23 protein-coding genes, 1 tRNA gene and 3 rRNA genes are annotated in these 26607 nt (G+C 40.1%); 5 read left to right on the forward strand and 22 right to left on the reverse strand.

The window, feature by feature from the left end; genetic code table 11:
* Window positions 1–64 precede the first annotated feature (64 nt).
* The 9 genes from NYR60_RS07415 to NYR60_RS07455 all read right to left on the reverse strand — a co-directional run bounded on the left by NYR60_RS07415 (window position 65) and on the right by NYR60_RS07455 (window position 10680).
* Window positions 65–1954 carry a PTS mannitol transporter subunit IICBA gene (locus tag NYR60_RS07415; RefSeq protein WP_279466462.1) on the reverse strand — a complete coding sequence of 630 codons (1890 nt, stop codon included), beginning with the start codon at window positions 1952–1954 and terminating at the stop codon, window positions 65–67.
* A gap of 291 nt (window positions 1955–2245) precedes the next feature.
* Window positions 2246–4078: a glutamine--fructose-6-phosphate transaminase (isomerizing) gene (gene glmS / locus NYR60_RS07420; protein WP_279466464.1), complete on the reverse strand. Its 1833-nt coding sequence runs from the start codon at window positions 4076–4078 to the stop codon at window positions 2246–2248.
* A gap of 90 nt (window positions 4079–4168) precedes the next feature.
* Complete coding sequence (locus NYR60_RS07425) at window positions 4169–4930, reverse strand: DeoR/GlpR family DNA-binding transcription regulator (RefSeq protein ID WP_279466466.1); 762 nt, start codon at window positions 4928–4930, stop codon at window positions 4169–4171.
* 138 nt (window positions 4931–5068) lie between these two features.
* Window positions 5069–5269 (reverse strand): glycine zipper 2TM domain-containing protein, encoded by a 201-nt coding sequence (locus NYR60_RS07430; protein WP_279466468.1) that lies wholly within the window; start codon window positions 5267–5269, stop codon window positions 5069–5071.
* 144 nt (window positions 5270–5413) lie between these two features.
* Complete coding sequence (locus tag NYR60_RS07435; protein WP_279466469.1) at window positions 5414–7438, reverse strand: UDP-glucose:protein N-beta-glucosyltransferase; 2025 nt, start codon at window positions 7436–7438, stop codon at window positions 5414–5416.
* 20 nt (window positions 7439–7458) lie between these two features.
* The gene (gene rimO / locus NYR60_RS07440; protein ID WP_279466471.1) at window positions 7459–8790 is read right to left on the reverse strand and encodes a 30S ribosomal protein S12 methylthiotransferase RimO; all 1332 of its coding nucleotides are present in this window, start codon (window positions 8788–8790) and stop codon (window positions 7459–7461) included.
* Between the two features lie 199 nt (window positions 8791–8989).
* Window positions 8990–9688: a 5'-methylthioadenosine/S-adenosylhomocysteine nucleosidase gene (mtnN, locus tag NYR60_RS07445; protein WP_279466473.1), complete on the reverse strand. Its 699-nt coding sequence runs from the start codon at window positions 9686–9688 to the stop codon at window positions 8990–8992.
* Entirely contained in the window at window positions 9685–10398 is a 714-nt protein-coding gene (locus NYR60_RS07450; protein ID WP_279466474.1) for a thiol:disulfide interchange protein DsbA/DsbL, read from the reverse strand. The genes mtnN and NYR60_RS07450 overlap by 4 nt, the downstream gene beginning before the upstream one ends.
* A 60-nt stretch (window positions 10399–10458) precedes the next feature.
* Window positions 10459–10680 carry a SlyX family protein gene (locus tag NYR60_RS07455; protein WP_279467978.1) on the reverse strand — a complete coding sequence of 74 codons (222 nt, stop codon included), beginning with the start codon at window positions 10678–10680 and terminating at the stop codon, window positions 10459–10461.
* A 79-nt stretch (window positions 10681–10759) separates the two neighbouring features.
* On the opposite strand from NYR60_RS07455, the gene fkpA reads away from it, so the two are divergent.
* From fkpA to tusB, 5 genes are all read left to right on the forward strand, one after another.
* On the forward strand, window positions 10760–11491 hold the full coding sequence (fkpA, locus tag NYR60_RS07460; protein WP_279466475.1) for an FKBP-type peptidyl-prolyl cis-trans isomerase: 732 nt from the start codon (window positions 10760–10762) through the stop codon (window positions 11489–11491).
* A gap of 112 nt (window positions 11492–11603) precedes the next feature.
* Window positions 11604–12263, forward strand: coding sequence for a helix-turn-helix transcriptional regulator (locus tag NYR60_RS07465; RefSeq protein ID WP_279466477.1), 660 nt, complete (start codon window positions 11604–11606; stop codon window positions 12261–12263).
* The gene (gene tusD / locus NYR60_RS07470) at window positions 12263–12640 is read left to right on the forward strand and encodes a sulfurtransferase complex subunit TusD (RefSeq protein WP_279466479.1); all 378 of its coding nucleotides are present in this window, start codon (window positions 12263–12265) and stop codon (window positions 12638–12640) included. The genes NYR60_RS07465 and tusD overlap by 1 nt, the downstream gene beginning before the upstream one ends.
* Window positions 12641–12642: 2 nt before the next feature.
* The gene (gene tusC, locus NYR60_RS07475; protein WP_279466480.1) at window positions 12643–13014 is read left to right on the forward strand and encodes a sulfurtransferase complex subunit TusC; all 372 of its coding nucleotides are present in this window, start codon (window positions 12643–12645) and stop codon (window positions 13012–13014) included.
* Between the two features lie 12 nt (window positions 13015–13026).
* On the forward strand, window positions 13027–13296 hold the full coding sequence (gene tusB / locus NYR60_RS07480) for a sulfurtransferase complex subunit TusB (protein WP_279466481.1): 270 nt from the start codon (window positions 13027–13029) through the stop codon (window positions 13294–13296).
* 575 nt (window positions 13297–13871) lie between these two features.
* Here tusB and rrf read toward each other — a convergent pair.
* The 13 genes from rrf to NYR60_RS07545 all read right to left on the reverse strand — a co-directional run bounded on the left by rrf (window position 13872) and on the right by NYR60_RS07545 (window position 26425).
* Window positions 13872–13987: ribosomal RNA gene (gene rrf, locus NYR60_RS07485) — 5S ribosomal RNA — on the reverse strand.
* A gap of 175 nt (window positions 13988–14162) precedes the next feature.
* A 23S ribosomal RNA gene (locus tag NYR60_RS07490) occupies window positions 14163–17061 on the reverse strand.
* Between the two features lie 190 nt (window positions 17062–17251).
* Window positions 17252–17327, reverse strand: a tRNA-Glu gene (locus NYR60_RS07495).
* A gap of 120 nt (window positions 17328–17447) precedes the next feature.
* Window positions 17448–18987: ribosomal RNA gene (locus tag NYR60_RS07500) — 16S ribosomal RNA — on the reverse strand.
* The 16S, 23S and 5S rRNA genes sit together here with 1 tRNA gene alongside, the layout of an rRNA operon.
* A gap of 502 nt (window positions 18988–19489) precedes the next feature.
* Entirely contained in the window at window positions 19490–19909 is a 420-nt protein-coding gene (locus NYR60_RS07505; RefSeq protein WP_279466482.1) for a F0F1 ATP synthase subunit epsilon, read from the reverse strand.
* A gap of 39 nt (window positions 19910–19948) precedes the next feature.
* Window positions 19949–21322 carry a F0F1 ATP synthase subunit beta gene (gene atpD, locus NYR60_RS07510; RefSeq protein WP_005599061.1) on the reverse strand — a complete coding sequence of 458 codons (1374 nt, stop codon included), beginning with the start codon at window positions 21320–21322 and terminating at the stop codon, window positions 19949–19951.
* Window positions 21323–21335: 13 nt separating this feature from the next.
* A complete protein-coding gene (gene atpG / locus NYR60_RS07515) occupies window positions 21336–22202 on the reverse strand; it encodes a F0F1 ATP synthase subunit gamma (protein WP_279466483.1) in 867 nt (288 codons plus the stop codon).
* A 22-nt stretch (window positions 22203–22224) separates the two neighbouring features.
* On the reverse strand, window positions 22225–23766 hold the full coding sequence (atpA, locus tag NYR60_RS07520; protein ID WP_279466484.1) for a F0F1 ATP synthase subunit alpha: 1542 nt from the start codon (window positions 23764–23766) through the stop codon (window positions 22225–22227).
* A gap of 12 nt (window positions 23767–23778) precedes the next feature.
* Window positions 23779–24312 carry a F0F1 ATP synthase subunit delta gene (gene atpH / locus NYR60_RS07525; RefSeq protein WP_279466485.1) on the reverse strand — a complete coding sequence of 178 codons (534 nt, stop codon included), beginning with the start codon at window positions 24310–24312 and terminating at the stop codon, window positions 23779–23781.
* A gap of 13 nt (window positions 24313–24325) precedes the next feature.
* Complete coding sequence (atpF, locus tag NYR60_RS07530; RefSeq protein WP_279466486.1) at window positions 24326–24796, reverse strand: F0F1 ATP synthase subunit B; 471 nt, start codon at window positions 24794–24796, stop codon at window positions 24326–24328.
* Window positions 24797–24855: 59 nt separating this feature from the next.
* Window positions 24856–25110, reverse strand: coding sequence for a F0F1 ATP synthase subunit C (gene atpE, locus NYR60_RS07535; protein WP_005599073.1), 255 nt, complete (start codon window positions 25108–25110; stop codon window positions 24856–24858).
* A gap of 118 nt (window positions 25111–25228) precedes the next feature.
* Window positions 25229–26017: a F0F1 ATP synthase subunit A gene (atpB, locus tag NYR60_RS07540; RefSeq protein WP_279466487.1), complete on the reverse strand. Its 789-nt coding sequence runs from the start codon at window positions 26015–26017 to the stop codon at window positions 25229–25231.
* A gap of 24 nt (window positions 26018–26041) precedes the next feature.
* Window positions 26042–26425 carry an ATP synthase subunit I gene (locus NYR60_RS07545; RefSeq protein WP_279466488.1) on the reverse strand — a complete coding sequence of 128 codons (384 nt, stop codon included), beginning with the start codon at window positions 26423–26425 and terminating at the stop codon, window positions 26042–26044.
* Window positions 26426–26607: the final 182 nt, after the last annotated feature.

Below are 26607 nucleotides of genomic sequence, written 5' to 3' on the forward strand. Positions count from 1 at the left end.
AAAATATTTGAAAAATTTGACCACTTGCAAGCGAAAATCCCCCACTTACGTGGGGGAAGTTAAATTACTCGCCTTTTAATAAGCGCAATACTTTTTGCGGATCATCAGTTAGCGTGAGAATTTCCATGGTTTTCTCGTCATCTAACGCATTAGTGATCGCACTTACAACTTGGATATGTTCGTTATTACGTGCTGCGATACCGATAACTAATTTCGCCACACCGTCTTCTTCATCCGTAAAACGCACACCTTCACGATATTGGCAGAACACGATACCGGTTTTTAATACTTTATCTTTCGCCGCAATCGTACCGTGCGGTACAGCAATTCCTTCGCCTAAGTAAGTGGAAACTTGCTGTTCACGTTCAAACATTGCCGGAACATAATCTTCTTCTGCAAAACCTAATTTCACTAATTGCTCACCGGCAAATTGAATCGCTTCTTCTTTCGTACGAGCGGTTAAATTTAAGAAGATTTGTGCTTCGGTTACATTTAAACCGGTACTTGCTGCTTCTTCTTGTGGAGCAGTTTCTACTGACGCCACTTTTTCCGCCGACTCAGTATTCGTATTCAATTTTGCCACGAGGCTGTCATAGAATACACCGTCTAAGAAATTATTTAAGGATAAATGCTGTGCGGTCGGCACTTGTTTTTGTGCACGAGCGGTTAAGTCTTTATGTGTCACCACTAATTGTGCATCTTGCGGTAAATCATTGATCGCAATATTTTGTACCTCAATGTTTAAACCGGCTGCTTGTACTTTTTTACGTAACATACTTGCACCCATTGCACTTGAACCCATGCCCGCATCGCAAGATACATAGATTTTACGTACGTTACTGAAATCACCTGAAACCGCTGCAACTGCACCGCCTTTGCTTTGTGCTTTCATTGCCGCCATTTCCGCTTGTGCGTTTTCTAACGCATCTTCAGAACCTTCGTCTTTTTGCATTTTAAGTAACACAGAAGCAATGACAAAGGTAACTGCACATGAAAGGATTACTGAAGCGATTACCGCTAAGTGTGCACCTGATGGAGCCATTGCTAATACCGCAATGATTGAACCCGGAGAAGCCGGAGATACTAAACCGCCGCCTAATAATGTATTAGTTAATACGCCTGTTGCACCACCCGCAATTACTGCAAGGATTAAGCGAGGATTCATTAATACATACGGGAAGTAAATTTCGTGAATACCACCGAAGAAATGAATGATTGATGCAGAACTTGCGGTATTTTTTGCAGAACCTTTACCAAATAACATATAAGCAATCAAAATACCTAAACCCGGACCCGGATTCGCTTCAATTAAGAAGAAGATCGATTTACCTAATTCTGAAGATTCTTGAATACCAAGCGGTGAGAAGATACCGTGGTTGATGGCGTTATTTAAGAATAAGATTTTCGCCGGCTCAACAATCACAGAGGTTAACGCAAGTAAGTTAGCATCCACTAATGCTCTTACACCAGCCGCTAATAAATCTGAAAGTGAAGTCACCACACCGCCGATAAAGCTAAATGAAAGGAGTGCTAACAACATACCGATAATACCGGCAGAGAAGTTATTCACTAACATCTCAAAACCGCTTTTCACTTTACCTTCGATTGCTTTATCGAATGTTTTAATTGCCCATCCGCCAAGCGGACCAACAATCATTGCACCTAAGAACATTGGAATTTCAGAACCGACAATGATACCCATTGTAGTAATTGCACCTACAACCGCACCACGTTCGCCACCAGCTAAACGACCACCGCTATAACCAATTAAAAGCGGTAGTAAATAGGTAATCATTGGACCGACAAGTTTACCCAAACTCTCATTTGGTAACCAACCGGTCGGAATAAATAATGCGGTAATAAAACCCCAAGCGATGAAAGCCCCGATATTAGGCATCACCATATTTGATAAGAAACGCCCAAAACTTTGGACTTTCACTTTTAAGTTAGACATAACTGCTCCTAGAACAACAGTGTGTAAGGTAGATAAATAAGATTGAATAATCTACCGTATAAAGTAGCACCGTCCATCAAAGTTTCAAAAATATTTATCTAAAAAATGTGAAGATGATCACATTAAATTTTTTATCACTCATTTATAAAATGTGACATAGATCACATTTTTAAATGCAACACGCATAAAAGCGTGATCTGCATCACATTTTTAAGCAAGCGGTCAAATTTCTAGATTTTTTGCAAAAAAAAGCCTCTGAAAACTCAGAGGCTTGGTATTCAATATTTGTAATTATTCTACGGTTACTGCTTTCGCTAAGTTACGAGGTTGGTCAACGTCCGTACCTTTAATTAACGCAATATGATATGAAAGTAATTGTAACGGCACGGTATAGAAAATCGGAGCGGTTACTTCATCTACTTTCGGCATTACGATCGTTTTGAAACCGTCTGCATCGGCAAAACCGGCATCGTGATCAGCAAATACATATAGCTGACCGCCACGTGCACGAACTTCTTCGATATTTGATTTCACTTTTTCAAGTAAATCATTTTCCGGTGCAACCACAACAACCGGCATTTCGCTATCGATTAACGCTAACGGACCGTGTTTTAATTCACCTGCGGCGTAAGCTTCTGCGTGAATGTATGAAATCTCTTTTAATTTTAAGGCAGATTCCATTGCAATCGGATAGTACTCACCACGACCTAAGAATAAAGTATGGTGTTTATCCGCAAAGTCTTCTGATAATGCTTCAATTTGTTTATCAAACACTAATGCACTTTCAATCTGTGCCGGTAAGCGTTGTAACGATTGAACGATGTGATGTTCCTGTTCTTCAGATACAGTGCCTTTTAAGCGACCGATCGCCACATTTAATAGCAACATACAGGTTAACTGTGTAGTAAACGCTTTGGTTGACGCCACACCGATTTCCACACCGGCTTTGGTCATAAATGCAAAATCCGATTCACGCACAAGTGAAGAACTCGCTACGTTACAGATTGTCATTGCAGACATATAACCCGATTCTTTCGCTAAACGTAATGCCGCTAACGTATCCGCCGTTTCACCTGATTGTGAAAGTGTTAATAATAAGCTATTCGGACGAGTCACGAATTTACGGTAACGGAACTCAGAAGCGATTTCAACATCACAGCTTACGCCTGCGATTGCTTCAAACCAGTAGCGAGCAACCATACCAGCATTGTAAGAAGTACCGCACGCAACGATCTGTACGTGTTCAACTTTTGCTAAAATTTCCGCGGCATTTGGACCAATCGCATCAATTTTCACTTTACCGTTTTCGATACGACCGTCTAATGTATTCATAATTGCAACAGGTTGCTCGAAAATTTCTTTCTGCATATAGTGACGGTATTGACCTTTATCCGCCGCATCCGCTTCAAAGTTACCTTCGTGAATTTCACGTTCAACTTTTTGACCGTCACGCGTATAAATATCTACTGTTTCACGTGTAATTTCTGCAACATCACCTTCTTCAAGGTAAGCAAAACGGCGTGTTACGCTTAATAATGCTAACGGGTCAGATGCTAAGAAGTTCTCACCGATACCATAACCGATAACTAACGGAGAACCTGAACGAGCAACGATTAAATGCTCCGGTTCGTCTTGATTCATTACTACCGTACCGTACGCACCACGAAGCTGAACCACGGTTTTTTGTACCGCTTCTAATAAAGATTTCGCTGAACGTAATTCCCATTCAACTAAGTGAGCGATAACTTCGGTATCTGTTTGAGATTGGAATACATAACCACGTTCTTGTAAAACTACTTTTAATTCTTCGTAGTTTTCAATGATACCGTTGTGTACTACTGCAATTTTGCCTGAACGATGAGGGTGAGCATTGGTTTCAGAAGGTTCACCGTGAGTCGCCCAACGTGTATGTGCAATACCTGTACCACCCACAAGAGGTTTTACCGCTAAAGCATCATCAAGCTCTTTTACTTTACCGACACGGCGTACAATTTGCATATCGTGTTCGTTATTTAAAACCGCCACACCTGCTGAGTCATAACCACGATATTCTAAACGATGTAAACCATCTACTAAGATTCTTGCTACATCACGTTGTGCTACTGCACCTACAATTCCACACATATTTTTGATTTCCTATGTTAAGTTAAATTAAAAACCGTTATATCTCATTAATGACCTCAAGCGGTCACTTTTCCCTAAAAACTTACCAAACTACGATTCAGCGATAATCACTTCAATCCCGTGCATTTCTATCGCCGTTTTTACCTCTGTGCTAATTTCAGCGTCCGTAATCAGCTTATGAATTACCGACCATTCTAGCTCTAAATTCGGCATTTTTCGCCCGAATTTTTGCGATTCAATTAATACAATGACTTCACGAGAGACCTGAGCCATCACTTGACTAAGTCCGACCAACTCGTTAAACGTGGTCGTTCCCCGTTCTAAATCCAAACTGTCTGCACCGATAAATAATTGGTCAAAATCATACGACTGCAACACTTGCTCGGCGACTTTACCTTGAAACGAATCGGAACGGCTATCCCACGTGCCACCGGTCATCAACACAGTCGGCTCATTATCTAACAAAGTTAACTCATTCGCTAAAAAGAGCGAGTTAGTCATCACCACTAAACCGGTTTGATAAAGTGCTTTTACCATTGCTCCGGTCGTGCTACCACTATCAATAATAATACGATTATGATCACGAATTTGTTTTACTGCCTCATTCGCTATCGCTAACTTTTGTTTCGAAAGCTGTTCATTCGTTTCTTCCAATATTTCAGATGGAATTTTTACTGCTCCGCCATAACGACGCAATAATAAACCGCTTTCTTCTAAAGCGGTTAAGTCTTTACGAATCGTCACTTCCGAGGTTTCAAAGAAATTTGCTAGCGTATCTACGCTTACCTCGCCTTGTTCCTGAACCATTTTCACAATTAAGTGGCGACGTTGCTGTGTATTTCTCTTTGACATTACCTTTCCAAAAATGTTTCGTCTTTACCCAAAAAGTTTCGTTTCAAAACATTTATATTATATTTAGTCTGATTTCGTTATGCAATCAATTCAATAAAAAAAGCCACTCTGCAAATGCAATAAGTGACTTTTTTCCAATTATTTAACTTGGCTACCGATTAATCCGCCAAGTGCTGCTCCGCCAAGCGTTGCACCGGTTGACTCGCCGATCATATGACCGGCAACGCCACCTACTGCCGCTCCGATAGCGGTATTACGCTGTGTTTTACTTAAACCATTACATGCAGAAATCGTTGTTGCTAATGCGACAACTGCTAATACTTTAACAATCGTGTTCATTTTTAATGTTCCTCATCAATATGTTAGTACAAAATTATTGCATTAAGATTGGCACTCTTTAAGACTAAATGAGTAAGAAAAGGTTCGTTAACGTTTATTAAAATAAATAAAAAAGTACGGAGCAACACCCGTACTTTTGATTACTTATACCTTTTTCGTTGCAGATTTTTTAGCTTTTTTGACCGCTGCTTTTAGAGGAGCTTCCTTCTTTACAGATTTACTCGGAACAGATTCTAACTTAGCCGAAGAAACTTTATCTGTCTTTTTCGTTTTTTCTTTTCTTGTCGTTTTAGAAGCAAACTTTACTTTATTTTGCTTTGCCCACTCGGTTACTTTCTCCAGTAAAATTTTCCCCATTGGACTAGGATCGCCACTAAATAAAGTGTTTAAACCGTTATTTTCAATGATATGTCGACGTAACGTCAAACGTTCTTGGTGATTTTCTGCCAAACGAACCGCTCGTTCCACATATTCATCAACCGTATTGGCAATCAACCATTCCGGTAAACCTAAACGTTTAAATAAACCTTCGTCAATATGCTCATGCACTTCCGCACCGGTTTTACAGACACCGACTAAACCTAAAGTGACCATATCAATAATACCGTTGGTATTCCCAAATGGGAATGGATTCAGCATCATATCGCAATTATGTAAAATACCGAGATATTTATGATACGGTGAATGAGGGTGTGCCGTCGCATCATCACCTAAGTACGATTTAATAAAACGTTCTACATACGGGTGAGTGACACCACCTGATTGCCCTAATGCGAAATGGAAATGTACTTTTACATTTGCACGATCCCGAATGACTTTTAGTACCTCTAAAAAGTATGGGTTTAATTTCATTGTGGTAGCAGCGATACCGATATTAACGACTTCAGGCTGCTCACGTAATAAATAGTTTACTTGTTGAGGTGCAAGTGCTGATGGTACATAAGGTAACGCATCTTTAGGTAAACGTAATAACTGCTCACTAAAGCATGCTTCTTCCCCTACATAATCATCTTCTACAACGACATATTCAATAAAATCGGAATGGGTTGTTGCCGGATGGCCCAATGCAACCACTTGAACCGGAGCTAAACGAGTATTACTTGCGAAAATCGTGATTAAATCCATGCCGATACTTGGCATATATAATATAGATGCACCGTTTGTATCACAGATCTCCCGAATAAATTCTAATTTTTCCTTCATATTATTGCCATCAACAATATGAAACTCATCAAATACCTGTTTTCCGTCTTCATTTACCGCTTTATTACCTAAGCCGATTAAATGAAAATGTTCTCTTGCCGCAATCATTGAAGTCGAATGAGTACGATAAATTGAATGGGCTGAATGGAAATGTTCTAGTAACACTACCATAACCGGTTTATCGTTTCGATAACCAATTTTGCTCACATCACGATCTTTCCAATGGTATTCATTTTCGAGATGGCGACGTATAACCTGATTGAGCGCTTTTTTTACATTATGTTTATTACTCGCAATATCATAACTACAATGCATATACACATCATGCGAAATGGCACTCGGTACATTATTTAAATTAGCTAATTGTGCTAAACGTTCCGGAAACCATTGTAAAATAGTATTACGTTTGTTAAATGCCGTTGACGTACCAATAAAACGAGGTGACTGCAATGCAAAACATAATGATGCACACAATTCCGCATCTAATTGCCATAAGGCATCTAAATTAAGATTAACGTTCGATTCCGGTAAATACAAAATACAGAATTTAATCAATGCCGATTTGGTTTGAGCCAAGTGAATATCTAAAGGATTTTCACTAGCTGAATTACAGTTATATGTCTTTAAAATATGATCCGCATTAATAAAAGGTGAACTTGCAAAAATTAATGATAACCAACGTTGGAAAACAAGAAATCTTTGCGCACCTGAATCGGAAATTTCTAAAGCAGGATCGGAAAAAAGTGAGGTAATCGCGACTGCCATACGAGTGCAAAAATATACAATTTTTTCCTGTTCCAATGCTTCAAGCTGTAATGGGTATTCAAATTCAATATGCTGAATACCTCCGAAGTTAGAATCTAACTGCTCCAAAATTAATAGCAATTCAGTACAAGCCTGTTCATAATTTCTTGTATCAACTGCGGCTTCAAACACAGCTAAATTTGGCTTTTTCTTGTTTTCCATAAATTATCCTTAAATTAAACTTAACAAGTTCCCCAAAGATCGTATTCATCTGCATTAGTAATTGTGACTGAAATAATATTACCAACTTTTACTTCTTGGTCTGAAATATTATCAACGTAGACCACACCGTCAATTTCTGGGGCATCCGCCATTGAACGGCCGATAATGCCTTCTTCGTCAATCTCATCAACAATGACTGCAAGGGTTTTACCCACTTTTTGTTGTAAACGTGCTGCTGAAATGCGTTGCTGAACCTGCATAAAGCGGTGGAAACGCTCTTCTTTGATATCTTCCGGCACTTGGCCCGCCATTTCAGTTGCAACTGCCCCTTCCACCGGACTAAATTTAAAGCAACCAACGCGATCTAATTGTGCTTCTTCTAAGAAATCCAACAACATTTGGAAATCTTCTTCTGTTTCGCCTGGGAAACCGACAATAAAGGTCGAGCGTAATGTTAATTCCGGGCAAATCTCACGCCATTTTTTAATGCGTTCTAAGGTTCGCTCAATCGATCCAGGGCGTTTCATCGCCTTTAATACTTTCGGGCTTGCGTGTTGTAACGGAATATCCAAATACGGCAAAATTTTACCTTGAGCCATTAAAGGAATTAAATCATCTACATGCGGATACGGATAGACATAGTGCAGACGAACCCAAATGCCTAAAGTGCCTAACTGCTCGCATAAAGTAATTAAATTATTTTTTATTGGTGCACCATTCCAGAAAACCGTTTTATTTTGATTTTCTTTGGATTGATCCAACGCATAAGCGGAGGTATCTTGTGACACGATTAATAACTCTTTCACACCTGAATCAGCAAGACGTTTCGCTTCATCTAAAACCTGTACAATCGGACGGCTATCTAAATCGCCACGCATTGACGGAATAATACAGAAGGTACAACGGTGATCACAGCCCTCTGAAATTTTTAAATACGCATAATGTTTAGGCGTAAGTTTTACCCCTTGTGCCGGTACAAGACTGGTATAAATATTGCGTTCTGGACGCGGCACATATTTATGTACGTGTTTCATTACTGCTTCATAGCTATGAGGGCCAGTAATTTCCAATACTTTCGGATGTACTTCACGGATTTGGTTTTCTTTTGCCCCTAAACAACCGGTAACAATCACTTTGCCATTTTCTTCCAATGCTTCACCAATTGCCTCTAATGATTCTTGTACCGCACTGTCGATAAAACCGCAGGTATTCACAATCACTAAATCCGCATTTTCATAACTTGGAATAATGTTATAACCATCAGAACGTAACTCCGTTAAAATGCGTTCCGAATCCACTAAATTCTTCGGACAACCAAGACTAATAAAACCAATATTGGGTGCTGTATTCATAAATCTCTCAAACAAAAATATATTTAGGTAATCACATAAAAAAACCTACTGAAAGTCAGTAGGTAAAGGTGGAATATTGTACAAAAATAACCAAAGAATAGCGATAACAAGCGGTCATTTCCCCATTGATTTTTACAAAAATATCTGAAAAAACGACCGATTCCGTCGCATAAGTTCTGATTATCTTATTTCATACGCTCTAATCTAAGGCATTTAACATCGCCACAACGATCTCAGATGATTTCTCAGCGGCAAGCGGTAAAAATTCATCAAATGAGAGATGAGATTCTTTATCCGCCACATCAGAAATTGCACGCACAACCACAAAAGGCACACTAAATGCGTGACAGACTTGAGCGATTGCAGCCGCTTCCATTTCTACCGCTGCCACATTAGGGAAATCGTGACGAATTTGGGCAATTTTCTCTGCACCGTTCACGAATAAATCGCCACTACAAATTAAGCCTGAAACGGCATTAAAACCCGCTTTTTGTGTTTCTTTTAAAGCAACTGAAACTAATTGTTCATCCGGTAGAAATGCGGCCGGATTCGCTGGTAATTGACCCTTTTCATATCCAAATGCCGTCACATCAACATCATGATGGCGAACTTCACTAGAAATAATAATATCGCCAACATTTAATTTCGCATCTAAGCCACCCGCCGACCCAGTATTAATGATCATGTCAGGCTTAGCTAATTCAAGTAAAAGGGTTGTACCAATCGCAGCGGCAACTTTACCGATCCCAGACTGTAATAGTGCGACTCTTGTATTATTAATTTTACCGTCATAAATTTTACAACCGGCAATTTCGGTTACTTTGGCTTCAACCATTAAATTACGTAAAATTTCTACTTCTTGTGCCATTGCACCGATAATACCTAGTTTTAAACTCATTTTTTATCCTCTTGTTTTTCTTGTTGTAATTTCTCTACTAAAAAATCTAATACTGCATAAGTATAGTCATCATTATATAAAGTATTACGTACTAAAATATATTTACCGTCTAATACCGCCATTGGCTTATAAGATGGACGATAAGTAAGAAATATATCTTTATATTGCTGTACTCTTTGCCTTACTTGTTCAGACAAAAATACCTTATTAAATTTAACAACATCTATTCCTTTTTGCTTTAACCAAGTAATAATTGCATTATTGCTACGTATCAGACTCTTTTCATTTTTTCGACCGACACTATCAAATAAATAAAGCTCACTGAGATCTTCTCTCCCAATCTCCATAAATGTCGAGTGCATTTGTGCTGTAAACTGTGAATCTTTATCAAAAGAGGGCGAACGAACTAAAACAACCTTATCTTTATTACGCAAAGCATATTGCTGTAAATAATCATTTGCTTCCGAACAAATTTTGCAATCATATTCAAAGAAATATTGAATATGCACTTTATCGGATTGAATCGCCTTGTCATTTACCCTTTCTTTATATGAGTAATAACCTTTTCCATCCTTAAATAGCGGTTCATTATGTATCGTTTTTTGCAATATGACTTTCGTATCTGTATTTGGATTAGCGAATACAAAATTATTGAGTCCGATTAATACACATCCTATGATCAAGCCAAACTTATTTAGAAAATTGCCCACATTATACCCTTTAAAATCATCTTGCGACTTAGTGCACGAACTTATTAAGAAGTTCATAGCCTAATAGTGAGGTGGTGGAGTTTCTTCCGCTTGAGAAGCAATATTACTTACTTGTGCGCCTTTAAGTTTTTCAGCTAAATGACGCATTTGGGTTTGTAATTTGTCTAACGAAAGTTGATGATGAACTAACGATTGGTTTAATTCTTCAATCGTGATTTCTTGAAATGCAACTTTCGTTTCCAACTCGGCAATACGATTTAATAATTCATTCTCTGTAATCATTTGCATAAAAAGGTTGTATAAAAAAGAAATACACTTTACCCTATCTACCTTTCTTTTAACACATTTATAAGGAAAATCTATGTTAAAAACTAAACTTTCTGTTCTTGCAATTGCAGCCGGCACACTTATTTCAGCTCAAACCGCGTTTGCTGCAGAACAAAAAGCAGATCAAAAATTTATTGATGACTCATCATATGCTGTAGGCGTATTAATGGGTAAAAATATTGAAGGTGTTGTTGCATCGCAAAAAGAATTATTTTCTTATAACCAAGAGAAAATCTTAGCCGGTGTACAAGACACTATCAAAAAAACCGGTAAATTAACCGATGATGATCTACAAAAACAATTAAAATCACTTGATAGCTATCTTGCCGATCAAGAAAAGAAAATTGCGACCGAAAAAAGCAAAGCAACTGTTGAAGCCGGTAACAAATTCCGTGCAGAATATGAAAAACAAGCCGGAGTGAAGAAAACAGCTTCAGGTTTACTCTATAAAATTGAAAAAGTTGGTACAGGTGAATCACCGAAAGCGGAAGATACCGTTAAAGTACATTACAAAGGTACTTTAACAGATGGTACAGTATTCGATAGCTCATATGATCGTGGTGAACCGATTGAATTTCAATTAAATCAATTAATTCCAGGCTGGATTGAAGCAATTCCAATGCTGAAAAAAGGTGGAAAAATGGAAATCGTCGTTCCACCTGAATTAGGTTACGGCGAACGCCAAGCGGGTAAAATTCCGGCAAGCTCAACGCTAAAATTTGAAATTGAATTATTAGATTTTAAAGCTACTGAAGCGAAAAAATAACCCTTGAATCCAAGCGGTCTAATTTGTAAAATTTTTTGCAAATTAGACCGCTTTCTTTTTCGAAGGCTTAGTAATATATCACTAAAATTAATGGTATAAGTCCTAAAATAATATGAAAAAATTTCAAACCTTTAGCGAAGAAGATCACGCTATTCTCGCTTCATACTTTCCAATTGTAGACGGTATTGCCGCCCTAATTGGCGATCACTGTGAAATCGTATTACATTCTTTAGAATTTCTTGAAAACTCAGCTATCTATATCGCAAATGGACATAATACTGATCGTAAAATAGGTTCGCCTCTTACCGATAAAGCACTTAAATCGTTACATCAAATGAAAACGGATAGTGTATCTAAACCCTATTTCACTCGTTCCAAAGGTGGCGTATTGATGAAATCCGTCACGGTTGCGATCCGTAATAGTAAACAGCATGTTATCGGATTTATCTGTATCAATATTAATTTAGATGTGCCGACATCACAATTCCTCAGCTCTTTTATCGCACCGTTACAAGAAGATGAAGATACGGCCGTAAACTTTGCAAGTTCAGTCGAAGATTTAGTCGCTCAAACGATCGAACATACGATTGAAGAAACCATGGCTGATCGTAATGTGGCAAACAACAATAAAAATCGTCACATTGTTATATCGTTATATGAGAAAGGTATTTTTGATATTAAAGATGCTATCAATCAAGTAGCTGATCGCTTAAATATTTCTCGCCATACGGTTTATCTTTATATCCGACAAATTAAACAGGATAACGAATAATGGATTATGTACTTGCAATAAAATCACCAATCTATGGAAGCCAAGGAGCATATTTAGCCTATCAAATTGCCGAAGCCTTATTAGCGGCTAAACACCATATCAAACAGATATTTTTCTTCCAAGACGGTGTAACCAACGCCAATATATTGGTAAATCCTGCAAGTGATGAAATAAATTTAGTGGAAAAATGGCAAAATCTTGCAAAATCACATAACTTAGCTTTACACCTTTGTATTTCTGCCGCACAAAGACGCGGCATTGTCGCTCATCAAACAAGTAAAACCGCACAGAACAATCTTGCCGACGGTTTTATCTTAGCCGAGCTTGGTGAATTTAGCCAAGCCGTGTTAAAAGCAGACAGACTATTAACCTTCTAATAATGAAAAAATATAAACTTGCCTTTCTTTTTACTCAACCGCCTTTTGGCACAGCAACCAGCCGAGAAGGTTTGGATGCTCTACTCGCTGCTAGTGCTTTTTGTGCTGAAGATGAAATCGCTATTTGTTTTTTAAATGACGGCGTATTCAATCTATTAGCACAACAACAGCCAAATAACATATTACAGAAAGATCATATCTCAACCTTTAAATTAATTGATCTATATGATTTAACTGAATGTTTTATTTGTGAAGAATCTATCAACCAAAGAGCATTAAGCAATGCCGAATGGATTTTATCTCATGCAAATATCATCCCTCAAAAGGAACTATTCGAAATTCTTGCACAATCTGAAAAGGTACTGACATTCTAATAAGGAATCCCTATGCTTTATACATTTTCTAAAGCACAATATGAGTTAACTGAACTAAACCAAATACTCACTCAAATGACAGAAAATGATGCTGTAGTCTTATGGCAAGATGGAGTATTGCTAGCGGTTAAATATCCTCAACTTTTTACAAAAGTTAATAATATTTTCTTATTGTCAAACGACATAGAAGCAAGAGGATTAACTAACCTAAATTATCAATCTATCTCACTTTCTGATTTAATCAATATTACCGAGAAATATCATCCGCATATTGCCTTATAAACCATATACCCCTATAGTGCCTATTTCTAATAATTACTTTTAGAAATAAGCACTACTCAGGATAAAACGGTTCCTATCAAACAAATTAATTCCATTTCTAGTAAATTCCGACACAAGCGATCAAATTTAACCTAAGATTTTCAATTCTCCTCTCTCAGGAAACTAAAATATACGTGGATAATTTCAGAAGAGTTATGACTTCAACAATTAGGTAGAAATTTACTACTAGAAAGGTTTTATAGTAGAGAAGTCAGATAGATATCACGTGCCACTACTCGATTCTCAAATAATAACCATAGTCAGTTGATAGATAAAGATTATTGTTAGTTATAATGTCTTGGAATTGATTTTTTGCTTTAATACCCAGGATTTCTAGCCTCAGTTTTTTGATTTGATAGGGACTCTTGGTGTGTTTGTATTTCTTTAAGAATTACTTTGGGTTGCCTTGAACTTTATGTTGCTCACATACCTATTTCTTTTCTTTCTATTTCTCTTTTATCCCGAAAGCAAAAACCCCAGAGCTATCACTAACTCTGGGGTTCCTTTACCTCTTCTTCGCTTTCGCGCTAAATTCAATCTGGCGATGCCCTACTCTCACATGGGGAAACCCCACACTACCATCGGCGTTACTGCGTTTTACTTCTGAGTTCGGAATGGAATCAGGTAGAGCCACAGCACTCTGGTCGCCAGAATATTCTGTTGATGACCTTTATCTTCTTTATTTGTCTTTCTCTTCGTTCTTTATCTGCTTTTTATTCGCACTTTAAATTCGAAACAAGCTGTTTACTGATTTTTTCATCTTCTTTAGTTTTTAGTCTTTTCTAGCTTTTCACTTCGCTCTACGCCCAAAAACACTTGAGCGTTGTATAGTTAAGCCTCTCGGGCAATTAGTATGTGTTAGCTCAACGTATCACTACGCTTACACACCACACCTATCTACGTCGTAGTCTCCAACAACCCTTACAGTCTTATAGACTGGGAGAACTCATCTTAAGGCAAGTTTCGTGCTTAGATGCTTTCAGCACTTATCTCTTCCGCATGTAGCTACCCAGCAGTGCCTCTGGCGAGACAACTGGAACACCAGTGATGCGTCCACTCCGGTCCTCTCGTACTAGGAGCAGCCCCTCTCAATTCTCCAACGCCCACGGCAGATAGGGACCGAACTGTCTCACGACGTTCTAAACCCAGCTCGCGTACCACTTTAAATGGCGAACAGCCATACCCTTGGGACCTACTTCAGCCCCAGGATGTGATGAGCCGACATCGAGGTGCCAAACACCGCCGTCGATATGAACTCTTGGGCGGTATCAGCCTGTTATCCCCGGAGTACCTTTTATCCGTTGAGCGATGGCCCTTCCATTCAGAACCACCGGATCACTATGACCTGCTTTCGCACCTGCTCGACTTGTCTGTCTCGCAGTTAAGCTTGCTTATACCATTGCACTAACCTCACGATGTCCGACCGTGATTAGCAAACCTTCGTGCTCCTCCGTTACTCTTTGGGAGGAGACCGCCCCAGTCAAACTACCCACCAGACACTGTCCGAGACCGCGTTCCGCAATCTTCGTTAGAACATCAAACGTTAAAGGGTGGTATTTCAAGGACGCCTCCACAATCACTGGCGTGACTGCTTCAAAGGCTCCCACCTATCCTACACATCAAAATTCAATGTTCAGTGTCAAGCTATAGTAAAGGTTCACGGGGTCTTTCCGTCTAGCCGCGGGTACACCGCATCTTCACGGCGATTTCAATTTCACTGAGTCTCGGGTGGAGACAGCCTGGCCATCATTATGCCATTCGTGCAGGTCGGAACTTACCCGACAAGGAATTTCGCTACCTTAGGACCGTTATAGTTACGGCCGCCGTTTACTGGGGCTTCGATCAGGAGCTTCTCTTTCGATAACACCATCAATTAACCTTCCAGCACCGGGCAGGCATCACACCCTATACGTCCACTTTCGTGTTTGCAGAGTGCTGTGTTTTTAATAAACAGTTGCAGCCAGCTGGTATCTTCGACCGGTTCAACCTTCAGCGGTAAACGCTTACAATCTACGCCGGCGCACCTTCTCCCGAAGTTACGGTGCTATTTTGCCTAGTTCCTTCACCCGAGTTCTCTCAAGCGCCTGAGTATTCTCTACCTGACCACCTGTGTCGGTTTATAGTACGGTTTAGTATAACCTGAAGCTTAGTGGCTTTTCCTGGAAGCGTGGTATCGGTAACTTCATCTCCGTAGAGACTCGTCATCACTTCTCGGTGTTAACAGAATTCCGGATTTGCCTAAAATTCCCACCTACCGGCTTAAACAGACATCCAACAGTCTGATTACCTAACCTTCTCCGTCCCCACATCGCAATTATACCAAGTACGGGAATATTAACCCGTTTCCCATCGACTACGCTTTTCAGCCTCGCCTTAGGGGCCGACTCACCCTGCCCCGATTAACGTTGGACAGGAACCCTTGGTCTTCCGGCGAACGAGTTTTTCACTCGTTTTATCGTTACTTATGTCAGCATTCGCACTTCTGATACGTCCACCAAACTTCTCAATTCAGCTTCATCCGCTTACAGAACGCTCCCCTACCCAACAATGTTTCCATTGATGCCGCAGCTTCGGTGACTAGTTTTAGCCCCGTTACATCTTCCGCGCAGGCCGACTCGACTAGTGAGCTATTACGCTTTCTTTAAATGATGGCTGCTTCTAAGCCAACATCCTAGCTGTCTAAGCCTTCCCACTTCGTTTCCCACTTAACTAGTACTTTGGGACCTTAGCTGGCGGTCTGGGTTGTTTCCCTCTCCACGATGGACGTTAGCACCCACCGTGTGTCTCCTGAGTATCACTCTTCGGTATTCGCAGTTTGCATCGGGTTGGTAATCCGGGATGGACCCCTAGCCGAAACAGTGCTCTACCCCCGAAGGTGTCCGCTCAAGGCTCTACCTAAATAGATTTCGGGGAGAACCAGCTATCTCCCGGTTTGATTGGCCTTTCACCCCCAGCCACAAGTCATCCGCTAATTTTTCAACATTAGTCGGTTCGGTCCTCCAATTAGTGTTACCCAATCTTCAACCTGCCCATGGCTAGATCACCGGGTTTCGGGTCTATACCTTGCAACTAAACGCCCAGTTAAGACTCGGTTTCCCTTCGGCTCCCTTATTCAGTTAACCTCGCTACAAAATATAAGTCGCTGACCCATTATACAAAAGGTACGCAGTCACCCCATAAAGAGGCTCCCACTGCTTGTACGTACACGGTTTCAGGTTCTATTTCACTCCCCTCACTGGGGTTCTTTTCGCCTTTCCTTCACAGTACTGGTTCACTATCGGTCAATCAGGAGTATTTAGCCTTGGAGGATGGTCCCCCCATCTTCAAACAGGATTTCTCGTGTCCCGCCCTACTTATCTCAAACTTAGTACCACAACCTATTCTTCGAATACGGGACTATCACCCTGTGTCGTTGAGCTTCCCAGCTCATTCTTCTGAATTGATTGCTATCGTTTGAAGGCTCCTCCGCTTTCGCTCGCCGCTACTCACAGAATCTCGGTTGATTTCTTTTCCTCGGGGTACTTAGATGTTTCAGTTCTCCCGGTTTGCCTTATTAAGCTATGTATTCACTTAATAATAGTAGATTCTTCATCTACTGGGTTTCCCCATTCGGATATCTTGGATTAAACGCTTCTTATCAACTCATCCAAGCTTTTCGCAGATTAGCACGTCCTTCTTCGCCTCTGATTGCCAAGGCATCCACCGTGTACGCTTAGTCACTTAACTATACAACCTCAAATGTTTTCAAAACTTATTTAAATTCATTCAATGCGTATTTTATTCAACTAAACACTTGACTGCTTTTGTTCAGTCAAGATTTTTTAACTACTCAGACTTTCTTTCGAAAATCTCTCAGTTTTTCAGCTTGTTTCCAATTTTTTAAAGAACAATTTAGACAACAAAAGTCATCTTTAAATGGCGTCCCCACGGGGATTCGAACCCCGGTTACCGCCGTGAAAGGGCGATGTCCTAGGCCTCTAGACGATGGGGACAGCATTTAAAGATGCTTTCCACTTTGCCATTCAAGAGCCGTAAATTCTATTCAATCTACAACTACTTGTCAATATCTATCAAACAATCTGTGTGAACACTTGCAGTCGCTCAATTCTTGGTAAGGAGGTGATCCAACCGCAGGTTCCCCTACGGTTACCTTGTTACGACTTCACCCCAGTCATGAATCATACCGTGGTAAACGCCCCCCTTGCGGTTAAGCTATCTACTTCTGGTACAACCCACTCCCATGGTGTGACGGGCGGTGTGTACAAGGCCCGGGAACGTATTCACCGCAACATTCTGATTTGCGATTACTAGCGATTCCGACTTCATGGAGTCGAGTTGCAGACTCCAATCCGGACTTAGACGTACTTTGTGAGATTTGCTCCATGTCGCCATATTGCTTCCCTCTGTATACGCCATTGTAGCACGTGTGTAGCCCTACTCGTAAGGGCCATGATGACTTGACGTCATCCCCACCTTCCTCCAGTTTATCACTGGCAGTCTCCTTTGAGTTCCCGGCCGAACCGCTGGCAACAAAGGATAAGGGTTGCGCTCGTTGCGGGACTTAACCCAACATTTCACAACACGAGCTGACGACAGCCATGCAGCACCTGTCTCAGAGCTCCCGAAGGCACTCCCGTATCTCTACAGGATTCTCTGGATGTCAAGAGTAGGTAAGGTTCTTCGCGTTGCATCGAATTAAACCACATGCTCCACCGCTTGTGCGGGCCCCCGTCAATTCATTTGAGTTTTAACCTTGCGGCCGTACTCCCCAGGCGGTCGATTTATCACGTTAGCTTCGGGCACCAAACTTATAGTCCAATCCCCAAATCGACAGCGTTTACAGCGTGGACTACCAGGGTATCTAATCCTGTTTGCTCCCCACGCTTTCGCACATGAGCGTCAGTACATTCCCAAGGGGCTGCCTTCGCCTTCGGTATTCCTCCACATCTCTACGCATTTCACCGCTACACGTGGAATTCTACCCCTCCCTAAAGTACTCTAGTTGACCAGTATGAAATGCAATTCCCAGGTTAAGCCCGGGGCTTTCACATCTCACTTAATCAACCGCCTGCGTGCCCTTTACGCCCAGTTATTCCGATTAACGCTCGCACCCTCCGTATTACCGCGGCTGCTGGCACGGAGTTAGCCGGTGCTTCTTCTGTAGTTAACGTCAATTGATAATGCTATTAACATTACCACCTTCCTCGCTACCGAAAGAACTTTACAACCCGAAGGCCTTCTTCATTCACGCGGCATGGCTGCATCAGGGTTCCCCCCATTGTGCAATATTCCCCACTGCTGCCTCCCGTAGGAGTCTGGACCGTGTCTCAGTTCCAGTGTGGCTGGTCATCCTCTCAGACCAGCTAGAGATCGTCGGCTTGGTAGGCCTTTACCCCACCAACTACCTAATCCCACTTGGGCTCATCTCATGGCATGTGGCCTTGCGGTCCCACACTTTAATCCAAAGATATTACGCGGTATTAGCTACAGTTTCCCGTAGTTATCCCCCTCCATAAGCCAGATTCCCAAGCATTACTCACCCGTCCGCCACTCGTCAGCAAATTAGCAAGCTAATCCCTGTTACCGTTCGACTTGCATGTGTTAAGCCTGCCGCCAGCGTTCAATCTGAGCCATGATCAAACTCTTCAATTCAAAAAGTTTAATCGCTCAATAAACTGCTTAGCTAAGTTCACTTCTCTTACCTAACTAAGTTAAGTAAAAGATAAATATGAATTTCTAGTTTAAGCACCTATTAAGACTTCAAGTTTTAAATAATATTTTTAAAATTAAGTCAATCAACAAGTGCCCACACAGATTGTCTGATATATTGTTAAAGAACAAAAAGAAACGACGCACTGGAAATCAATTTTAAATCGTTCACAACAGTGCGTCGTTGTGTGTGGTGCATTATAGAGAAATATCAAATCCTTGCAAGTACTTTTTGCAAAAAATTTAGAAAAATTTACCGCTTGCTAATTTTTAGAACAAAACGAACAAATTATTAACAATTATCGAATAAAACTTAATTCTTTCATTTAATTCTAAGAACATTTTTCTGCAACGATATATAAGAATAGCTTAATAAAATATAAAAGAGAGGAATATTAAGAAGTAGAAAAAGAAAAACCTCAGTGAAATACTGAGGTTTTTTTGATTAACGTCGATTTGCTAATTTTGAATTTACAATTTCGTAAACACGTAATTTAGCAATTTCACGAGATAGTTTCGCAGAAAGCTCTGCATTATTTGATTTGCTTAATGTATCTTCCGCTTTGCGTTTTGCAGCAAGAATTCGTTGTTGATCTAACTCTTCACCACGAATTGCAATATCGGCTAGAACTGTCACGATGGTAGGCTGCACTTCTAAGAAGCCGCCAGACACATAGATAAACTCTTCTTTACCGTCTTCAAGCGTATACTTAACCATACCCGGTTTAATAGACGTTAATAAAGGGGTATGCCCTGCATACACACCTAATTCACCATCTATACCTGTTACACGTACACTAACTACATCACCTTTGAAAATTTCTTTTTCAGCACTTACGATACTAAGCTCAAATTTAGATGCCATGTTGTTCTCCTTTAGTTCCTAATTGAGGTTAGGGAACAATTACATCTTGCTCGCTCTTTCCACTACTTCGTCAATTGAACCCGCCATATAGAACGCTTGTTCCGGAATATGGTCAAATTCACCTTCCAAGATACCTTTGAAGCCACGGATTGTATCTTTTAATGATACATATTTACCTGGAGAACCGGTAAATACTTCCGCAACGAAGAACGGTTGTGATAAGAAACGCTCAATCTTACGTGCACGAGCAACCACTAATTTATCATCTTCAGATAACTCATCCATACCTAAAATAGCAATGATATCTTTCAACTCTTTATAGCGTTGTAATGTACCTTGTACGCCACGTGCCACATTATAGTGTTCTTCACCAACAACTAACGGATCTAATTGACGAGAAGTTGAGTCCAATGGGTCAACCGCTGGGTAAATACCAAGAGATGCTATATTACGACTTAATACAACTGTCGAGTCTAAGTGTGCGAAAGTTGTTGCCGGAGATGGGTCTGTTAAGTCATCCGCTGGAACGTAAACCGCTTGAACAGAGGTAATAGAACCTGTTTTAGTTGAAGTAATACGTTCTTGTAATACACCCATTTCTTCTGCAAGTGTCGGCTGATAACCCACCGCAGATGGCATACGACCTAATAATGCAGATACCTCTGTACCAGCTAAGGTATAACGATAGATGTTATCTACGAAGAATAATACATCACGACCTTCATCACGGAATTTTTCCGCCATAGTTAAGCCGGTTAACGCTACACGAAGACGGTTACCTGGTGGCTCATTCATCTGACCGTAAACAAGTGATACTTTGTCTAATACGTTAGAATCCGTCATTTCGTGATAGAAGTCATTACCTTCACGCGTACGCTCACCAACCCCTGCAAATACTGAGTAACCAGAGTGTTCGATCGCGATATTACGGATTAATTCCATCATATTAACGGTTTTACCTACACCCGCACCACCGAATAAACCGACTTTACCACCTTTCGCAAATGGACAAATTAAGTCGATAACTTTGATACCAGTTTCAAGTAATTCCGTGCTGTTTGATTGTTCTTCGTAGCTTGGTGCTGCACGATGAATATCCCAACGAGCTTCTTCGCCGATAGGGCCTTTTTCATCGATTGGCTCACCTAATACGTTCATAATACGACCAAGTGTCTTCGTACCAACCGGTACTTGAATCGGATTCCCCGTATTTTCAACTTTTAAGCCACGTTTTAAACCGTCTGATGTACCTAATGCGATACAACGCACAAGTCCACCACCTAATTGCTGTTGAACCTCAAGGGTTAAACCCGATTCAACTTTTAAGGCATCATATACTTTTGGTACTGCATCTTGCGGGAATTCAACGTCGATTACCGCACCGATAATCTGTACAATTTTTCCTGTTGCCATTACCTATTCTCCATTAAATTGCTGCGGCACCCGCAACAATTTCGTTTAATTCATTTGTAATGCTTGCTTGGCGAGCTTTGTTATACACTAGTTGTAATTCATCAATTAATGTACCCGCATTATCTGTTGCGGCTTTCATTGCTACCATTCGAGCGGCTTGTTCAGAAGCAAGGTTATCGACAACTGCTTGATATACCTGAGTTTCTAAATAACGAACAAGTAAACTGTCCAATAAAACTTGTGGACTTGGCTCATAGATATAATCCCACGAACCTTTTGTTTCTAATTCATCATCTTCTAGTTTAGGTAATGGAAGTAATTGTGCAATAACAGGTTTTTGCGACATGGTATTTTCAAAACGGTTATAAGCGATATAAACCGCATCCACTTCACCATTGCGATAAGCGTTAATCATTTCATTAACTGCCCCAACAATACGTTCCATTTCAGGATTATCGCCTAAGCCTGTTACCTGAGATCTCACAGTTAAACCGAGATTTTGGTAAAAACTCACACCTTTTGAACCTACTAAGCCAAGCTCAACACTAACGTTTTTATCTTTCCACGTTTTAAATTCATTCAAAGTTGCTTTGAATAAATTGATATTAAGACCGCCACATAAGCCACGATCGGTTGATACGACAAAGTAACCAACTTTTTTAATATCTCGTTCAGTTAAAAACGGGTGCTTATAACCAATGCTTCCTTTAGCAATATGGCTAATCACCTTACGGATTGTTTCCGAATAAGGACGACCGGCAGCCATACGCTCTTGCGTTTTACGCATTTTAGAGGTAGCAACCATTTCCATTGCTTTAGTGATTTTTTGGGTATTTTTCACACTCGCAATTTTGGTTCTTATCTCTTTAGCACCTGCCATAATCTTTCTCCGCTAGTCGTGATTACCACGCACCGTTCTTTTTGAAGTCTTCTACGATAGCTTTTAATTGATCCTTGATTGAATCGTTATAATCGCCAGATTTTGCTAAATCCTTCATAAAATCAGTGTGATTACTATTAGCGAAAGCAAGTAAAGCAGCTTCGAATGAGCCGATACGCTCAAGTTCTACATCATCTAAATAACCAAATTCAGCCGCAAAAAGAACTAATGCTTGCTCACTTACCGGCATTGGCGCAAATTGTTTCTGTTTAAGTAATTCTGTTACTTTCTGGCCATGAGAAAGCTGTTTACGAGTCGCATCATCTAAATCTGATGCAAACTGAGCAAACGCAGCTAATTCACGGTATTGAGCTAATGCTGTACGAATACCGCCTGATAATTTCTTAATTGCTTTCGTTTGAGCTGCAGAACCTACACGAGATACCGAAATACCTGGGTTTACCGCCGGACGGATACCTGAGTTAAATAAGCTCGATTCTAAGAAGATCTGGCCATCAGTAATTGAGATTACGTTTGTAGGAACGAATGCCGATACGTCACCTGCTTGTGTTTCGATAATTGGTAATGCCGTTAATGAACCGGTTTGACCTTTTACTGCACCGTTAGTAAAACGTTCTACATAATCCGCACTTACACGTGCTGCACGCTCTAATAAACGAGAGTGTAGGTAGAATACGTCACCTGGGAATGCTTCACGACCTGGCGGACGACGTAGTAATAATGAAATTTGACGATAAGCAACCGCTTGTTTAGATAAATCATCATAAACAATTAACGCATCTTCGCCACGGTCACGGAAATATTCACCCATTGCACAACCTGAATATGGTGCAAGGTATTGTAATGCTGCAGATTCAGAAGCTGATGCTACAACCACGATTGTATTTGCTAATGCACCATGTTCTTCTAATTTACGCACTACGTTAGCAATCGTAGATGCTTTTTGACCGATTGCAACATAGATACATTTAATACCTGAATCTTTCTGTGCAATGATCGCATCGATTGCTAATGCTGTTTTACCTGTTTGACGGTCACCGATAATTAACTCACGTTGACCACGGCCGATTGGTACCATTGAGTCAACCGCTTTATAACCTGTTTGTACAGGTTGATCTACCGATTGACGATCGATAACACCCGGCGCGATAACTTCAACCGGAGAGAAACCATCGTTCTCGATTTCACCTTTACCATCGATTGGTTGACCAAGTGTATTAACTACACGCCCCAATAAACCGCGACCTACTGGCACTTCTAAGATACGACCGGTACATTTTACTGACATACCTTCAGCTAGATCCGCATAAGGACCCATAACCACTGCACCAACGGAATCACGTTCTAAGTTTAGAGCAATCGCATAACGATTACCTGGCAACTCGATCATCTCGCCTTGCATTACATCAGCAAGACCATGGATACGGATAATACCATCGCTTACTGAAACGATTGTCCCTGTGCTTTGAGCTTCGCTCACCACATCAAATTGGGCAATACGTTTTTTAATCAACTCACTAATTTCTGTTGAATTTAGTTGCATTTTTTATTCCTCTTACAAGCTCAACGCTGACGCTAAGCGATTTAACTGACCACGGCTACTACCATCAATAACAACGTCATCATATTTAATAATTACACCTGCAATCAGGCTGTTATCGATTTGGTTGGTTAAACGAACTTTTTGACCTAAGCGTTTTTCCATCGCTACTGCGATTTTATCTTCTTGTGCTTGACTTAATTCGCTTGCCGAAACAACCGTTACCTCTTTTACTGCTTCATGTTCAGCACGTAATGATATAAAAGCATCAAATACTGCTGGCAATACTGCTAGACGTTTGTTTTCAGCCATTACACGAATGAAATTTTGCCCATATTGATCAAGTTGGTCGCCACAGATTTTAAGAAAAGTTTCTGAAATCTGACCGCTTGCAAGGGAAGAATTGATATATTCTACCACCTGTTCATTCTCAGCGACTAATGCTGAAAACTGTAACATTTCTTGCCATTTATCCAACTGACCTTGTTCTAAAGCAAAATCAAAAGCTGCTTTAGCGTAGGGGCGAGCTACTGTACTTAATTCTGACATCTGCCCCACCTTGTTATAGTTCTGCAACTAGCTTATCAATAATGTCATTGTTCGCTGCTTGATCAACAGAACGACCAACAATTTTCTCCGCACCTACAACTGCCAATGCAGCAACTTTTTGGCGAAGTTCTTCTTGAACACGCTTGCGTTCGCTCTCAACTTCCGCACGACCTTGTTCAATAATACGTTGGCGTTCAATTTCAGCTTCTGCTTGTACAGATTCTAAAATTTCATTACGACGTTTAGTTGCTAAATCAATAATTTTCTGTGCTTCTTCTTTCGCTTTAAGGATTTCTTGATCCGCTGCAGCTTTAGAATCTGCTTGTTCTTGTTTCGCTTTTTCAGCTGATGCTAAAGCGTTAGCGATATTCGCTTGACGCTCTTCGATCGCTTTAATAAGCGGTGGCCAAACATATTTCATACAAAACGCAACGAATAGTGCGAATGCAATAAGTTGACCAATTAGTGTTGCATTTAAATTCACAACGCCCTCCTGAAAGTCGGTTAAGTTATTCAACGAATAACGGAAAAGAGAGACCCGACTTATTTCAATAAATCAATGAACGGGTTCGCGAAGATGAAAAGTAAAGAGATACCTACAGCGATCATTGCGATAGCATCTAAAAGACCTGCCACGATGAACATCTTAGTTTGTAAACTACTTGCTAATTCAGGTTGGCGAGCAGATGATTCTAAGAATTTACCACCTAAGATAGCAAAGCCGATAGCTGTACCAAGAGCAGCGAAAGCTAATAAGATTGACGCACCAATAATTGTTGCTGTGATTACTGATTCCATAATGTTCTCCATTAAGATTGAGGAATTCGCCCGAAGGCAGGTTGTTGTTAATAAAAATAATTCAAGCGATCAAACTTTTGCAAAACATTGAGAAAATTTAACCGCTCTTTAGGTTCGTTTAATGATCCGCTTTGTTATAAGCGATACTCAAATAAACAATCGTTAGCATCATAAAAATAAAGGCTTGAAGCGTAATAACTAAGATATGGAAAATAGCCCAAACCAAATGCAATGGAATACCTAACGCTTGTAATGCAAAGTTATCCGCCATATACATTACTGCGATCAGGATAAAGATTAGCTCACCCGCATACATATTACCGAATAAACGGAATGCTAAAGAAATCGGTTTTGCAAGTAGAGTTACCGTTTCAAGGATAAAGTTTACTGGAATAAATGCCCAATGATTAAACGGATGGAGCGTATATTCTTTTACTAAGCCGCTAAAACCTTTTGATTTTACGGTATAGAACAGAATTAAGAAGAATACGCAAATAGACATACCTAATGTAGCACTGATATCAGCTGTAGGTACGGCACGAAGGTAATGGATACCTAACATATTCGCTAACTGAGGTAGGAAATCTACTGGAACTAAGTCAATGGCATTCATAATAAATACCCAGCAGAAAATAGTGAGTGCAAGTGGAGCAATTACATTACGAGGTCCATGGAAGTTATCTTTAACTAGACCATCGACCCATTCAATGATGATTTCCACTAAACATTGCAATTTTCCGGGTACTCCCGCAGTTGCATTTTTCGCAACCTTAGAAAATACAACAAGGAAAATAACACCAGCAAGAAGAGAGAAAAAGAGCGTATCTAAATGAACAGCCCAAAAACCATCACCTGAAGCTAAAAAACTCAAGTGGTGGCTAATATATTCTGCGGTAGTTCCAGCCATAATGAATCCTTTTAGAATAAAAAATTAACGAGTACTTTTACTTAATATAAATGGAATGACATTATTTAAAAATAATGCCACTAAATATCCGACAAAAAAGAACACAATATGAAGAGAAGGAAGTAATTTAAAACACAAAATCACTAATAAGATGGCCGTTAGCCATTTTATCCCTTCACCACGGTAAAAATCGGCCATTTTTGCCTGTTTTCTTGTGGTCTTTTTGAAGAAAATCCAATAAACAAACACACAATGAGGAAGGAAACTTGATATAGCTCCACTAATGAAAGAAATACCATCGATTCCTCTCCAAACGATAAAAACACCGAAAATTATTAAAAGAAGTAAAATTTCAGTTTTTAGCACCCTGATATAGTGTTGTTTAGCTTTATTTATTACAGCAGACATATAATTTCCTAATTCACCAGGCTAATGCCCCTGTAAAAAATGAAATACTCATTCAGAATTATACGATACAAAACAATGGATTAAAATATGAAAACGACACAAAAAAGCGTTTTTTGCTGATTTTGTTACAAAAAGGTTAATTTTGCGATTATTAGTAGAAAAATAGAAGAAAAAGGAGCTAT

This window comes from Actinobacillus genomosp. 2 (assembly GCF_029773605.1).
GTDB lineage: Bacteria > Pseudomonadota > Gammaproteobacteria > Enterobacterales > Pasteurellaceae > Actinobacillus.